This is a genomic window from Nonomuraea sp. NPDC049607 (assembly GCF_040675375.1).
Taxonomy (GTDB): domain Bacteria; phylum Actinomycetota; class Actinomycetes; order Streptosporangiales; family Streptosporangiaceae; genus Nonomuraea.
The window spans coordinates 1-14,327 of sequence record NZ_JBFAOV010000027.1 but is presented as its reverse complement, the minus strand read 5'-3'; the positions used below and the strand labels follow the sequence as shown (position 1 = coordinate 14,327).

At 74.2% G+C, this 14,327-nt stretch carries 11 protein-coding genes; 7 read left to right on the top strand and 4 right to left on the bottom strand.

The window, feature by feature from the left end; translation table 11 throughout:
* Positions 1-10 precede the first annotated feature (10 nt).
* Together AB0J97_RS37155 and AB0J97_RS37150 are read right to left on the bottom strand one after the other, a co-directional pair.
* The gene (locus AB0J97_RS37155; protein ID WP_364097767.1) at positions 11-1,042 is read right to left on the bottom strand and encodes a zinc-dependent alcohol dehydrogenase family protein; all 1,032 of its coding nucleotides are present in this window, start codon (positions 1,040-1,042) and stop codon (positions 11-13) included.
* A gap of 1 nt (position 1,043) precedes the next feature.
* Positions 1,044-1,874 carry a helix-turn-helix transcriptional regulator gene (locus AB0J97_RS37150; protein WP_364097764.1) on the bottom strand — a complete coding sequence of 277 codons (831 nt, stop codon included), beginning with the start codon at positions 1,872-1,874 and terminating at the stop codon, positions 1,044-1,046.
* 113 nt (positions 1,875-1,987) lie between these two features.
* Between AB0J97_RS37150 and AB0J97_RS37145 the strand changes: the two genes are divergently transcribed.
* From AB0J97_RS37145 to AB0J97_RS37135, 3 genes are all read left to right on the top strand, one after another.
* Positions 1,988-2,698: an SDR family oxidoreductase gene (locus AB0J97_RS37145; protein WP_364097761.1), complete on the top strand. Its 711-nt coding sequence runs from the start codon at positions 1,988-1,990 to the stop codon at positions 2,696-2,698.
* A gap of 35 nt (positions 2,699-2,733) precedes the next feature.
* Positions 2,734-4,131 carry a glutamate--cysteine ligase gene (locus AB0J97_RS37140; protein ID WP_364097758.1) on the top strand — a complete coding sequence of 466 codons (1,398 nt, stop codon included), beginning with the start codon at positions 2,734-2,736 and terminating at the stop codon, positions 4,129-4,131.
* A gap of 64 nt (positions 4,132-4,195) precedes the next feature.
* The gene (locus tag AB0J97_RS37135; protein ID WP_364097755.1) at positions 4,196-5,224 is read left to right on the top strand and encodes a hypothetical protein; all 1,029 of its coding nucleotides are present in this window, start codon (positions 4,196-4,198) and stop codon (positions 5,222-5,224) included.
* A gap of 37 nt (positions 5,225-5,261) precedes the next feature.
* Here the strand turns inward: AB0J97_RS37135 and AB0J97_RS37130 are convergent, their stop codons facing one another.
* The gene (locus AB0J97_RS37130; protein ID WP_364097752.1) at positions 5,262-5,981 is read right to left on the bottom strand and encodes a PaaX family transcriptional regulator C-terminal domain-containing protein; all 720 of its coding nucleotides are present in this window, start codon (positions 5,979-5,981) and stop codon (positions 5,262-5,264) included.
* 31 nt (positions 5,982-6,012) lie between these two features.
* On the opposite strand from AB0J97_RS37130, the gene AB0J97_RS37125 reads away from it, so the two are divergent.
* Both AB0J97_RS37125 and AB0J97_RS37120 read left to right on the top strand, forming a co-directional pair.
* The gene (locus AB0J97_RS37125; protein WP_364097749.1) at positions 6,013-7,665 is read left to right on the top strand and encodes an acyl-CoA dehydrogenase family protein; all 1,653 of its coding nucleotides are present in this window, start codon (positions 6,013-6,015) and stop codon (positions 7,663-7,665) included.
* A gap of 35 nt (positions 7,666-7,700) precedes the next feature.
* Positions 7,701-8,444: a crotonase/enoyl-CoA hydratase family protein gene (locus AB0J97_RS37120; RefSeq protein WP_364097746.1), complete on the top strand. Its 744-nt coding sequence runs from the start codon at positions 7,701-7,703 to the stop codon at positions 8,442-8,444.
* A gap of 36 nt (positions 8,445-8,480) precedes the next feature.
* Here the strand turns inward: AB0J97_RS37120 and AB0J97_RS37115 are convergent, their stop codons facing one another.
* The gene (locus tag AB0J97_RS37115; protein ID WP_357700998.1) at positions 8,481-9,761 is read right to left on the bottom strand and encodes an FAD-binding oxidoreductase; all 1,281 of its coding nucleotides are present in this window, start codon (positions 9,759-9,761) and stop codon (positions 8,481-8,483) included.
* Positions 9,762-9,816: 55 nt separating this feature from the next.
* Here AB0J97_RS37115 and AB0J97_RS37110 point away from each other — a divergent pair, with 55 nt between their 5' ends.
* Complete coding sequence (locus tag AB0J97_RS37110) at positions 9,817-13,023, top strand: BTAD domain-containing putative transcriptional regulator (protein ID WP_364097742.1); 3,207 nt, start codon at positions 9,817-9,819, stop codon at positions 13,021-13,023.
* A 29-nt stretch (positions 13,024-13,052) separates the two neighbouring features.
* Positions 13,053-14,327: non-homologous end-joining DNA ligase (gene ligD / locus AB0J97_RS37105; RefSeq protein WP_364097739.1), on the top strand; the 1,275-nt coding region annotated here is incomplete at its 3' end.

Sequence of the window (14,327 nt, the reverse complement as noted above, 5' to 3'; positions counted from 1 at the left end):
GGCCCGGCGGTCAGCCGCCGGGCACGATCATCGTCACGCCCGGGACCGAGCCGATCGAGGCCAGCGCCTTGCCCGCGTCGGCCAGGCCGATCGTCCGGGTGACGAGCTGGTCGGGGTGCAGGATCCCGGCCCTGATCAGCTCCAGCATGGGCGGGTAGGCGTGCGCGGCCATGCCGTGGCTGCCCAGCAGCCGCAGCTCGTGGCCGATCACGCGGTCCATCGGCACCGGCGTCGGCCCGCCCGGCAGCAGGCCGACCTGGACGTGCCGCCCCCGCCTGCGCAGGCTCTCGACCGAGGCCGCGCACGTGCGCGGGCTGCCCAGCGCGTCGAGCGAGACGTGCGCGCCGCCCCTGGTCAGCTCCCTGACCTGGGCCGCCGTGTCACCCGCCGAGCCGTTGACGAAGTGCGTGGCCCCGGCCAGCTCGGCCAGTTGCAGCGCGTCGGTGCTGATGTCCACCGCCACCACCCGCGCCCCGGACGCCGCCGCGATCATCACGGCCGACAGCCCGACCCCGCCGCAGCCGTGCACCGCCACCCACTCGCCCGGACGCACCTCGCCCACCTGGACGACCGCCCGGAAGGCGGTGGCGAAGCGGCAGCCGAGCCCGGCGGCGGTGGCGTAGGCCATCTCCTCGGGGATCGGCACGAGGTTGACGTCGGCGTGGTCGACGGCGACGTACTCGGCGAAGGAGCCCCAGTGGGTGAAGCCCGGCTGGGTCTGCCGCTCGCACACCTGCTGCTCGCCCGTCGCGCAGGCCGAGCAGGTGCCGCAGGCGCAGACGAACGGCACGGTGACCCGCGCCCCCGGCAGCCAGCCGCGCACGTCGGGGCCCACGGCCTCGATCACGCCCGCCAGCTCGTGGCCGGGCACGTGCGGGAAGACCGTGATGTCGGGGTCGTGCCCCTGCCAGCCGTGCCAGTCGGAGCGGCACAGACCGGTCGCCTCGACCCTGATCACCGCCCCGCCGGGCGCGGGGGTGGGATCGGGCAGCTCGCGCAGGTCGAGTTCCCCGCCGAAGACGTCAAAGGCAACCGCTCGCATCTCATGAGCTTAGAGTGAGTCGCCGCAGGTCGCGCAAGGCCCGGTGGGAGGGCGAGCCGGGTTCGGTGGTGTAGAGCACCAGCCGGAGGTCGTCGCGGTCGGGCCATGGCAGCACCTGGCAGATGGCGTCGATCGTGCCGACGAGCGGATGGGTGACCTGCTTGCGCTGCTCCCTGCGCACCTCGACCTCGTGCCCGGCCCACAGTTCGGCGAACTCGGGGCTGAGCGCCAGCATCTCGGCCACCAGCGCCTGGAGCGCCCGGTCGTCGGGGTAGCGTCCGGCGGCCACGCGCAGGTCGGCGACCGAGGCGCGGGCGAAGCGGCCCTTCTCCTCGTCGGACAGGTGCTCGGCGATGCCGGGCGACATGAACACCCAGCGGATCACGTTGCGCCGGTCGGGAGGCAGGGAGTCCAGGTCGCCCATGAGCATGGCGGCGAGCGGGTTCCAGGCGCGCAGGTCGTAGCGGGCGTCCAGGACGTAGGCGGGGACGTCCTCCAGGAAGGCGAGCAGGTGCAGGATGCCCGCGGGCACGTCCTCCCTGATGCGGGGGGCCTCCAACAGCTGGCCGGCCAGCCGGAACAGGTGGGCGCGCTCGTCCTGGTTCAGCATGAGCGCCCGGCACAGCGCGCCGAGCACCTGGCGCGACGGGTGCGGGCCCCTGCCCTGCTCCAGCCGGATGTAGTAGTCGATCGACATCCCGGCGAGCTGGGCCACCTCCTGCCGGCGCAGGCCCGGCGTGCGGCGGCGGTCGCCGCCCGGCAGCCCCACGTCGGACGGGGTGACGCGGGCGCGCCTGCTGCGCAGGAACGCGGCCAGTTCGTCGCGGTTCATGCCTCCATCCTCCGTCCTGAGGGCAGGTGAGCGGGCTCGCGAAGGTGGTACCGCTGATCCCAGCTTCCGCGGGTCTCTCCCACACCCCTTCCGACCTGGGAGAACGTTGGGCCATGACGACGACTGCCCTCATCACGGGCGCGAACAAGGGAATCGGCCACGAGGTCGCGCGGCTGCTGTCGGAGCGGGGGATCATCGCGATCGTGGGAGCCCGCGACGAGGAGCGCGGGCGGGCCGCCGCTGGTCGGCTGGGCCTGCCGTACGTGCGGATCGACGTGACCGACGAGGCGAGCGTGGCCGCCGCCGCCAAGTGGATCGAGGCCGAGTACGGCTCGCTCGACATCCTGGTCAACAACGCCGGGATCGCCGGCGGCCTGGACGGGGGCGTCCCGAGCGCCGCCGGCGCGCAGGCGTTCAGGGACGTCTACGAGACGAACGTGTTCGGCGTGGTCACCGTGACCAATGCCATGCTGCCGCTGCTGCGCAGGTCGCCGGCGGGCCGGATCGTGAACATGTCCAGCGAGCTGGGCTCGATCAGCCTGGCGCTCACGCCGGGCAGCCCGTTCTGGGACCTCAACTTCGCCGTCTACAACTCCTCCAAGACCGCGCTCAACATGATCACTGTCTGCTACGCCAAGGAGCTGATGGACACCTCCATCAAGGTGAACGCCGCCAACCCCGGCTACTGCGCCACCGACCTCAACGGGCACACCGGCTTCCGCACCGCCGAGCAGGGGGCGGCCGTCGCCGTACGGCTGGCGACCCTGGACGCCGACGGCCCGACCGGCGCCTACCTGGAGGATGACGGACCGATCGCCTGGTGAGGTGTGGACACCTGCGTAGTGGACAGAAGGGGGCGATGGGACGAGATCTGGACAAGGAGCGGTTCTCCGAGGCGGAGTACGCGCGCTTCGGAGAACGCATCCGGGAGCAACTCGGCACGCTTCGCGAGCTGCTCGAAACCCCCGGCTTCGGGCAGGGGCCGGCCACGATCGGGGCCGAGCTGGAGCTGTTCCTGATCGACCGGCAAGGACGGCCGCTGCCGCGCAACGACGAGGTCCGGGACCAGCTCGACGACCCGCGCGTCGTGCTCGAACTGGGCCGCTTCAACATCGAGGTCAACCTCACTCCGACGCCGCTGGCGGGCGCGCCCTTCGAGCGCATGGGGGCCGAGATCCAGGAGACGGTGACCAAGGTGGACGCCGCCGTCGAGGACGGCGGCGCGCTGCCGATCGGCATCCTGCCCACGCTGGACGCGAAGGACTTCACCCGCGGCGCGCTGAGCGACCAGAACCGCTACCGGGCCATGAGCAGGGGCATCAGGCGGCTGCGGCTGGAGCCGTTCCTCGTCAAGATCGAGGACCTGGAGCTGTCGGTGGAGGACGTGATCCTGGAGAGCGCCAACACCTCCTGGCAGGTGCACATCCGCACGCCGCCCGACCGCTTCGCCCGGCTGTTCAACGCCGCCCAGCTCGCCATCGGGCCGGTGCTGGCCGCGTGCGGCAACTCGCCGTTCTTCCTGGGCAGGGACCTGTGGGCGGAGACGCGGATCGCGCTGATGGAGGAGGCGGCCGACGACCGCGACGTGGAGCGGCGCGGGCGCAGGGACGGGCGGGTCACGTTCGGCTCGGACTGGGTGCGGGAGGGCGCGCACGAGCTGTTCGAGCGGTACGTGCAGGACTACGAGCCGATCGTGCCCGACCTGTCCGACGGCGCCGAGCCGCACGAGGTGCCCGAGCTGCGGCTGCACCAGGGCACGATCTGGCAGTGGAACCGGCCCGTCTACGACCCGGCCGACGGCGGGCACCTGCGGGTCGAGATGCGCGCGCTGCCCGCCGGGCCGTCGTGCGCGGACATGACCGCGAACACGGCGTTCCTGCTGGGGCTGACGCTCTCGCAGGCCGAGCGGGACCTGACCGGCTACCGGTTCGCCGAGGCATACCAGAACTTCTACCGCGCCGCCCAGGACGGGCTGGAGGCCAAGCTGGCCTGGCCGGGCCTGGACGGCGAGTTCGAGGCCGCCGACCTGGTGCTCAGGCTGCTGCCCGAGGCGCGGGCCGCGCTGCTGGCGAACGGGGTGACCCCGCACGACGCCGACACCGCCCTGGACGTCATCGCCCAGCGCACCCGGCTGCGGCGCACCGGCGCGGTCTGGCAGCGCGAGGCGCTGGCGCGCTTCGGCGGCGACCGGGAACGGCTCGTGCGGCGCTACCGGGAGCTGGCTCTGTCGGGCCTGCCGGTGCATCTGTGGGACTGAACGCCAACAAATGCCGCCGCTCGTCCGTCAAACTACTCCGAGAGACGGACGAAGTGAGGCAGATATGGCGGCGACGGGGATGGTTCCGGCCGACAAGGCGCCCTACGCGTTAACGCGGGCCACGGGGACCCTGGCCGAGGGGGCGGCGAAGCTGGCCGGGGAGATCGGCGCGACCGGGGTCGAGGCCCTGCTGGCCCACGCCAACAGGACCGCCGTCCACAAGGGCGCCACGGCGGCGCTGGGCTCGATGCAGCCCAGGCCGTCGGACTGGTACGCCTTCGACGGCAAGGACCAGGACACCGTCGACTGGTACCCGCAGGGCGTGACCTGCGGCGAGGAGTCCGGCAGCATCGGCGTGCCGGTGCTCCTGGTGAGCTGGTACTTCAAGCCGACGCCGGGTGAGCGGGGGATCAGGGTGTCGTTCCTGAGCCCCCGGACGCTGAAGTACCAGCACGCGCTGCTGGTCGAGGCCGCGCCCGACGGGACGTACAAGCCGATCGACGTGCACGCGGGCGGCCTGGCCTGTCACGGCGACCTGCTCTACGTCGCCGACACCTACAACGGCCTGCGCGTGTTCGACCTGGGAAACCTGCTCGACCTGCGCACCGCCCAGAGCGACCTGGGCGATCCCGCGCGCGTCGGGCGTTCCGGCGGCAAGTTCCACGCCTTCGGCTACCGCTACCTGCTGCCGCAGACCGACTGCTGGAAGCTCGCGCGGCGCGGGCCGCACTTCTCGTTCCTGTCGGTGGACCGCAGCGGCGCCACGCCCGCGCTGGTCTCGGGCGAGTACCGCGAGAACGACCCCGGCGGGTGGGTCGCCCGCTGGAACCTGCCCCTGACCGACGGCACGCCCAAGGACGCCTTCGTCATGGGACACCCCAACATCCAGGGGGCGGTCTCCTGGGGCGGCAAGTGGTACCTGAGCCAGGCGGCCGACGGCAACACCAACGGCAGGCTGCTCGTCCACAGCGGTGACAAGCTGCTGACCAGGCCCTACCCGATCGGGCCCGAGGACCTGACGGTGCGCGGCGGCAAATTGTGGAGCGTCACCGAGTTCAGGAACAAGCGCATCGTCTTCGCCGTCGCACTCTGAGCCGGGGCCGGGGCGGGGCACCAGGTGGGGGCGGGGATCAGCCCTCCATGTGGGCGCGCAGGACCTCGCGGTAGCGGTGGTCGAAGGCGTCGTAGCGGGCCCGCAGCGCGGCTCCCGGCCAGCCTGCGGGCAGCAGCTCGGGGGGCAGCAGCGGGTCGGCCAGCAGGTGGCGCAGCACGGCGGCCGAGACCAGGAAGCCCTCGGCCAGCCCGTCGGCCCGGTCGAGCGCCCGCTCCAGCCGGTGTGCCTCGGCCGCCCAGCCGTCGAGGTCCCACAGCAGCGGGGTGGGGTCGCCGTGCGGGCGGCCGTCGATCAGCGTGCACTGCGCGGTGACGGTCTCGGGCCAGGCGCGCACCAGGTTCGCCGGACGCAGCCAGGTGCCCTCGCGCAGCTCACCCATGCGCAGCGCGGACATCGTGTGCCGGAACGCCGCCCGGTCGGCCGGGGCGCGCCGCTCGGCGGTGACCACCGCCACCTCCCACGTGCCGTCCCACGGTCTGGTGTGCGGGTCGCGGCTCTCGTCCTGGCGGGCCTGGCGCTCGACGAGCCGTTCGGACAGCGTGTAGCGGCCGCCCTGCTGCGTCAGGTCGCCGGCCGCCACCATGCGCGACAGCGCCACCCGGACCGTGCCCTCGGCGATGCCGAACAGCGCGCCGATGCGCACCAGATGCCGGACGGGCAGCCGGGGCGGGTGGCTGCCCAGCAGCGCGCTCAGGACCGCCGACCGGGCGCTGAGTGAGGTGTTACGGTCTTCCATCGCGTGTTGATTATATGTAACACTCGCGAGTATGGGCCGGTATCTCATCGAACCTTTCGACCACAGCGACCGCTACGCCACCGAGCGCTACCAGGGGGCGGCCGGGCGCAACTGGTGGACCTGCGACCCCACGCTGCGCCTGCTCATGCGGCGCCACCTCGGCGACGGCTTCGCCTGGGCCGAGCCCCGCCTGGAACGGCTCGGCGCGCTGATGGGCGGCCTGGTCGCCGAGTGCGCCGAGGAGACCGACCGCAACCCGCCCCGCCTGGAGAAGTACGACAAGTGGGGCAGGGACGTCAGCCGGGTCGTCATGCCGCCGTCCTTCGAGGCCGCCCGCGCGGCGCTCATGGAGGACAACTTCACCTCGCCGTCGTTCGCCGAGGAGGCACGGGCGAACGGGGCGGACCCGTCCGCGCTGGCGGCGGCCTGGACGTACCTGCTCGACCAGGCCGACATCGGGATGGGCTGCGCGCTCGGCACCGGCGGGGACATGGTGGTCTCGCTGGCCGAGAAGCATGCGCCCCCGGACATACGCGACCGGGTCCGGGAGATCTTCGCCGACGGCTACTACTCCGGCGAGGCCGCTCAGATGTTCACCGAGCGCACCGGCGGGTCCGACCTGGCCGCCCTGGAGGCGTGGGCCGAGCCCGACGGGGAGGCGTGGCGGCTGACCGGGTTCAAGTGGTTCGCCTCCAACGCCAACGGGTCGGCGTTCGTGGTGCTCGCCCGCACGCCCGACGGCGCGGTGGCGCCGTTCCTGGCGCTGTGGGAGCGGCGCGACGGCTCGCGCAACGGCGTGCGCATCCGGCGGCTGAAGGACAAGCTGGGCACCCGCTCGGTCGCCTCGGCCGAGGTCGAGTTCACCGGCGCCGAGGCGTTCCTGCTGGCCGGCCAGGGCTCCGGCTCCGGGCTCGGGACGATGATGAAGCTCACCAACGCCTCCCGGCTGGGCGTCGCCATGATGGGCGTCGGCGTGGCCAGGCGGGCGCTGGTCGAGTCGATCTGCTACGCCCGCTCCCGCGAGGCGTTCGGCCGCCCGCTCATCGACCAGCCGCTGATGCGCCGCAAGCTCGCCGAACTGATCGTCGAGGTCGAGGCCGCCCAGGCGATGGTGTTCGACGGCCTGGTCGGCCCCCGGCTGCGGCTCGGCCCCGCGCTGATCAAGCTGCGCGCCGCCCGGCTCGGCCTGACGGCGGCGAGCGACGCGATCGAGGTGCACGGCGGCAACGGCTACATCGAGCAGTGGCCGGTGGCCAGGCTGCTGCGCGACGCCCAGGTCAACCCGATCTGGGAGGGTGGCGACAACATCCTGTGCCTGGACGTGCGCCGCGCCATGCTGCGCGAGGAGGCCCACGTGCCCTTCCTGGCCCGCCTGCGCGCCCTGGCCACCTCTGACCTGGTGAACGCGCGGATCGACGACCTGTCCAAGGCCGTCGAAGCCTGGCACGGGCTCGACCCGGCGCTCGCCGAGGAACGCCTCTACCCGCTGGCCCAGTTCATGGCCGACGTCTACGCCGCCGCCCTGCTGGAGGACCAGGCCGCCTGGGGGCTGGACGACGGGCGCAAGGCCCTGGTCGCCCGCCTGTACGCCGAGGCGCACCTGGCCGACCGCGGCCCGCTGCGCGGCGTCGACGCCCCGGCCGCCGACCACTTCGACGAGCTGCTGGCCGGGGCGCTCGCCTGACAGTACGCTCGCCAGGTCTCCCCGAGGAGGGCCGCATGACCGTACGCGTCGAGCGCGAAGGACCCGTCACGACCGTCGTCCTGAGCAGGCCGGCGGCGCGCAACGCGGTCGACAGGGAGACCGCCGGCGCGCTCACGGACGCGTTCGGCGACTTCGAGCGCTCCGACGCGGCCGTGGCGGTGCTGTGGGGCGAGGGCGGCACGTTCTGCTCGGGGGCCGACCTCAAGGCGCTGGACAACCATGTCGGCGAGGACGGCGACGGCCCGATGGGGCCGACCAGGATGCGCCTGTCCAAGCCGGTGATCGCCGCCGTCGCCGGGCACGCCGTGGCCGGCGGGCTGGAGCTGGCCCTCTGGTGCGACCTGCGGGTGGCCGAGGAGGACGCGGTGTTCGGCGTCTTCTGCCGCCGCTGGGGCGTGCCGCTGATCGACGGCGGCACGGTCCGGCTGCCCCGGCTCATCGGCGCCTCGCGCGCCATGGACCTGATACTCACCGGCCGCCCCGTGCACGCGCCGGAGGCCCTCGACATGGGCCTGGTCAACCGCCTGGTGCCCACCGGCACGGCCCGGCGGCACGCCGAGGAGCTGGCCGCGCGGATCGCCGCGTTCCCGCAGGCGTGCCTGCGCGGCGACCGCATGTCGCTGCTGGAGCAGCACGGCCTCACCGAGGAGGAGGCCATGCGCAACGAGCTGCGCCACGGGCTGGTCTCGCTGCCCGGCGCGGCGGCGGGCGCCGCCAGGTTCGCCGCCGGCGCCGGCCGTCACGGCGACCTCACCTAGCCCGCCGCCCGCGGCTCCCGGGCCCATCGGGCCGGGTCAGCCGAGCACCGGGAAGTTGGACCGGATGACGCTGAGCGGGTCGCGGGCGCGCTTGAGGTCGCGCAGCCGGGCCAGCGTCTCGGGCGAGAACGCCGCCGCCGCCTGCTCCCCGCCGTGCAGCATCGTGAACGGCCGCCGCCCGCTGCTGAACGGCACCAGCACCTTGCCGAGCCGCTCGATGCGCTCCGACACCTCCGGCGACGGCAGGCCCAGCGCGTGCACGAGGTACGGCTCCGGCAGCCGCTCCACCGCGCCGCCGCCCTCGACCGGCCTGGCCACCGCCCCGCCCAGGTGCCGGACCTGCACCGCCAGCAGCGGCTCGATCGGCTCCCCGGTCAGCACGCCGGCGACCTCGTCGTCCAGCCTGGTCAGCAGCTCGGTGTGGCCCATGCCGGGGCTCGGGTCGACCGGTTCGTCGCAGATCGAGGCCAGTTCGGCCACCGGCAGCACCCGCCTGGTGTCGGCGATCGCCCCGCCCACGGCCTCCAGCGGCCGCAGCAGCGTCCCGGGGTCGGCCCCGAGGTAGGTGCACTCGACCATGACGAAGCCGGGGGCGCCGGGCGGCGTGAGGAGCTGGAACCACACCGACAGCTCCTCGGGCGCGTCGGCGGTGACCTCGCGGAAGGCCGCCATGACCTGCTCGGCGCGGTCGGCCGGCCACATGATCCGGCCGCCGTACAGGAAGGGCGCGGGGTGCAGGTCGAACTCCATGGCCGTCACGATCGCGAAGTCGCCACCGCCGCCGCGCAGGGCCCAGAACAGCTCGGGGTCGCTCTCGGCGGTGACCGTGATCCGGCCGCCGTCGGCGTCCACGGCCTCGAAGGCGCGCACGCTGTCGGCGGCGAAGCCGTGCTTGCGGCTGAACCAGCTCAGACCGCCGCCCAGGGTGTAACCGGTCACGCTCACCACCGGCGAGCTGCCCGCCAGGCCGGTCAGCCCGAGCGGGCTCGCGGCGTCCAGCACCTCGCCCCACTTCACGCCCGCGCCGACGCGCGCCACCCCGTCGCGGATCGCCACCCCGCCCAGACGGCCGGTACGCAGCAGGATCGTCCCCTCGGTGTCGCCCGACGCGCCGTGGCCGCCCGGCTGCGCGGTCACCGCCAGGCCGTGCAGGCGGGCGTAGCCGATCACGGCGGCCACGTCGTCGGCGTCGGCGGCCTCGACCACCGCGCGCACCGGCTGCTCGACCGCCAGGTTCCAGGGACGGCGCGCCTGGTCGAAGCCGTCGTCGCCGGGAAGGAGAACGGGGCCGGTCGTCATGTTCCTCAGTTCGTTCATGTGATCGATGATGCTTGGTCCCACTTGCGTGGGAATTGGGGTTGACTTGAGCCCTGTGGAGTTCAGACTGTTCGGTCCGCTTGAGGTGGACGACGACGACGGCGCCCGCCTCGACCTCGGCACCAGGAAGCAGCGGGCGGTGCTGGCCATGCTGGCGCTGGAGCCGGGCCGGATCGTGCCGCTGGACCGGCTGATCGAGGAGCTGTGGGCGGGGGAGGCCCCGGCCAGGGCCACCGCCACGCTCCAGGCGTACGTGTCGCACCTGCGACGGGTGCTCGAACCCGGACGCAAGCCGCGCACGCCGCCTCAAGTGCTGCTCACCCGCGAGCCCGGCTACCTGCTCGACATCGCGCCCGGCCAGACGGACGTCGCCCGCTTCGCCACCTGGGCGGCCGACGGCGCCCGGCTGGTGCGGCAGGGGCGGCACGGCGAGGCGGCGCGGGTGCTGGACCGGGCGCTCGGGCTGTGGCGCGGCGAGCCGCTGGCCGAGTTCCCCGGGCTGGCGCCCGACGTGCCGGCCCGGCTGGGGCAACTGCGGCTGGCGGCCGAGGAGGACCTGCTCGAAGCCCGGCTGGAGCTGGGGGAGGCCACCGTGCCCGACCTGGAGGCGCTGACCGAGGCGTATCCGTACCGGGAGCGGGCCTGGCGGCTGCTGGTGCTCGGGCTCTACCGGGCGGGCCGGCAGGCCGACGCGCTGGCCGCGCTGCGCCGGGTGCGCGGGCTGCTGGCCGGACAGCTGGGCATCGAGCCGGGCCCGGAGCTGAAACGCCTGGAGCAGGCCGTCTTCGACCAGTCCCCGGCCCTGGACGCCCCCGGCGGGACGACCGCCGCCGAACCGCCCCGGCGACCGGACGCGGACGACGCGAAGGCCCCACCGGCACCGAGTGCCGCGGCGGGCGGAAGGGCGGCGGGAGAGCGCCTGGTCGGACGGGAGGCGGAGCTGCGGACGCTGGAAGAGCTGCTGGGTGGCGCCAGGGCCGGGCACGGCGGCCTGGCGCTGGTCACCGGCGAGGCGGGTATCGGCAAGACCAGCCTGGTCAGGGCCGCCGCCGACCTGGCCGCCGCCCGCGGGTTCCGGGTGGAGTGGGGCAGATGCCTGGACGACCCCAGGGCCCCGGCGTTCTGGCCGTGGGCGCGGGCGGGCATGATCCCGCCGTCCCCGCACGCCGAGCTGTTCGACCTCTACGACGCCGTGCTCGCCTCGCTGCGCGGCGGCCCGCTCCTGCTGGTGCTGGAGGACCTGCACTGGGCCGACGCCTCGTCGCTGAAGCTGCTCGGCCACGTCGCGGGCGAGCTGGCGGGCACGTCCGCCCTGATCATCGCCACGCTCCGGCCCGAGCCCGCCGACCAGCCGGCCCAGCTCCGCGAGACGATGGGCACGCTGTCCAGGGAGGGCCGCAGGCTGCCGCTCGCGCCGTTCGACGCCGAGGGGGTGCGCGACTTCCTGCGCCTGCGCGAGGTGAGCGCCGACCCCGGGGAGCTGCTCGACCGCTCCGGCGGCAACCCGTTCTACCTCGCCGAGCTGCTGCGCCTGCCCGAACGCGAACGCCACCTCGTCCCGCCCGGCGCGGCCGACGTGATCGACCGCAGGCTGGCCAGGCTGCCCGGGCCGACGCGGGACCTGCTCAGGGCCGCCGCCGTCGCGGGCCGCGAGGTCTCGGTCGACCTGCTGGCCGCGCTCGTGGAGCAGCCGGTGGAGGACGTCATGACGGGCCTGGAGCCCGCCCTGGCCGCCGGGCTGCTGACCGAGGCCGCCGACTACCGCTTCTCGCACGCCCTCGTCCGCCAGGCCCTCGACGCCGGCCTGACCACCTTGGCCCGCGCCCGGCTGCACCTGCGCGCCGGCCGCTCCCTGGAGGGCGTGCCCGGCGCCGACCCGGCGCTGCTGGCCGGCCACTTCGCCGCGGCGGCCAGGCTGGGCGGGGCGGCCAAGGCCGTCGAGCACGCCACCGAGGCCGCGGCCCAGGCCGCCGCCCGGCACGGCTACCAGGAGGCCGTCGAGCTGTGGGAGCTGGCGCTGGCCCACCTTCCGCCCGGCGACTCGCCGCGGCGCTGCCGGCTGCTCGTCGAGCTGGGCCGGGCCCGCCGCACCCTGGGCGACGCCGCCGGCGCCCGCCGCGACCTGGACGAGGCCGTCGCCCAGGCCCAGCGGCTCGGCGACAAGGACGCGCTGGTGGCCGCCGTCTCGGTGTTCGGCGGCCTGTCGGTGTGGAACTGGCGGCCGTACGGCGTCGTGGACGAGGCGATGGTCACGGTGCTGGAGGACCTGCTGGCCGGCGGCCTCGACCCGGCGTCCAGGGCGGCGCTGCTGGGCACGCTCGGCATCGAGCTGCACTACGGCCCGCGCCGCGCCGAGGGCGAACGGCTGGCGCTGGAGGCCGTCGAGCTGGCCCGCGGCCTGGACGACCCGATGCTGCTGGCCACGGCGCTGAACAACTACCTGATCGCCGGGTTCGTCCCGGGCCGCAACGACGTGCGGCTCAAGGCGGCCGAGGAGATGCTCGCCATTCCCGGCCTGCCCAGGGAGGCCCGGCTGGTGGGACGCGTCCTGCGCATGTCGTGCCTGCTGCGCGCGGGCGACCTGGCCGAGTGGGCCAGGGACCTGGACCGCTGCGAGCAGCTCCTGCACGAGGTGGCCAGGCCCGAGCTGGAGGCGATGGTCCGCGTCTCGCAGACCGCCGCGCACACCCTGCACGCCCGCTGGGACGAGGCCGAAGCCCTGCTCGGCCGCTTCCCCGGCCTCACGTACGGCGGCAGCCTGTGGGGGATCGAGGCGCGCCGCCTGGCCGCCCTCTACACCTGCCGGCGCGGCCAGGACCGGGGCGCGGAGCTGCTGGAGGAGCTGGTGGCGGCGGGGGAGCGGCCGCTGATGAGCCCGGTGCGCCCGCTCGCCGTCCTCGCGGCGCTGGAGGCAGGGCGGCCCGAGCTCGCCAGGGAGCTGATCGGCCGGTGGGGCGTGGAGCTGCGCGAGGACTGGTCGGCGGACTTCCTCCACCCGGTCTGGGGGCTGGTGGCCGCCCGGCTCGGCACGCCCGACCCGGCCGACCTGTACGAACGGCTGCTGCCCATTTCCGGCCAGCTCATCGTCATGGGGATGGGCAGCGCCGCCTGGGGCTCGGTGCACGACGTGCTGGCCGAGCTGGCCGGGCGGCTCGGCCGCGACCGGGAGGCGCGCGAGCACAACGAGGCGGCGGTCGCGCTGCACCGGCGGCTCGGGCTGACGTACTGGGAGGCGCGCAGCCGGGGGTGGCGTCCCGGCTGACTGTCGGACCCGCCGCGTACTGTGATCTCATGCCTGACATCGAGGTCGCGGGGCGTTCCGTCCGCATCACCAGCCCCGACAAGGTGGTCTTCCCGCAGTCGGGCCACACCAAGCTCGACCTGATCCGGTTCTACCAGGCGGTGGGCGAGGCGGCGCTGCGCGGCGTGCACGGGCGGCCGATGGTGCTCAAGCGGTTCGTCCACGGCATCGAGCAGGAGGCGTTCTTCCAGAAACGGGCTCCCGCCAAGCGGCCCGACTGGATCGAGGTGGCCGAGCTGCGCTACCGGTCCGGGCTGAGCGCGGAAGAGGTGGTCTGCACCGATCTGGCGCAGTTGCTCTGGGTGATCAACCTGGGGTGCGTCGACCTCAACCCCCACCCGGTGCGCGCCGACGACCTGGCCAGGCCCGACGAGCTGCGCATCGATCTCGATCCCGTGCCCGGCGTCGCCTGGGCCGACGTGCTGGCCACCGCGCAGGTGGCGCGGGAGGTGCTGGCCGACCACGGGCTGGTCGCCTGGCCCAAGACGTCCGGGTCGCGCGGGTTCCATGTCTACGCCCGGATCGAGCGGCGGTGGCCGTTCGCGAAGGTGCGCAAGGCGGCCGAGACCGTGGCCCGCGAGGTCGAGCGGCGGGCCCCCGACCTGGCGACCAGCAGGTGGTGGAAGGAGGAGCGCCACGGCGTGTTCGTCGACTTCAACCAGAACGCCTACGACCGCACGGTCGCCTCGGCGTACTCGGTGCGCGCGGTGCCCGACGCCCGCGTGTCCACGCCGCTGACCTGGGACGAGGTGCCCGGTTGCCGGCCCGAGACGTTCACGGTCGACAGCGTGCCCAAGCGGCTGGCCGAGCTCGGCGACCCGTGGGAGGACATGGATCTGCACGCCGGGTCGCTCGACGGGCTGCTGGAGCTGGCCGAAGAGCTCGGGCCCGCGCCCAAGCCGCCCAAGGGCAGCGGGCGCAGGCAGCAGACCATGCCGGTCATCGAGATCGCCAGGGCCCAGCACAAGGAGGAGGCGCTGGCGGGGCTCGACCGCTGGAAGGCCCGCCACCCCGAGGTCGCGGCCCTGCTGGAGGCCGCCGACGTGCTGGTCGACGGCATGCGCGGGCGCAGCAGCGTCTGGTACCGGATCCGGGTCAACCTGCAGCACGTGCCGGAGGAGGAGCGGCCGGCACAGGAGCCGCTGGAGGTCGACTACGACCCCTGGCAGGGCGCCGGCGCGACGAAGACCAGCACCCGGCCGATGTACGTCGTCCAGTTGAGGCTGACGTGGAAGTTGGCCGAGATCTCGTCGTTGGCGCCGAGC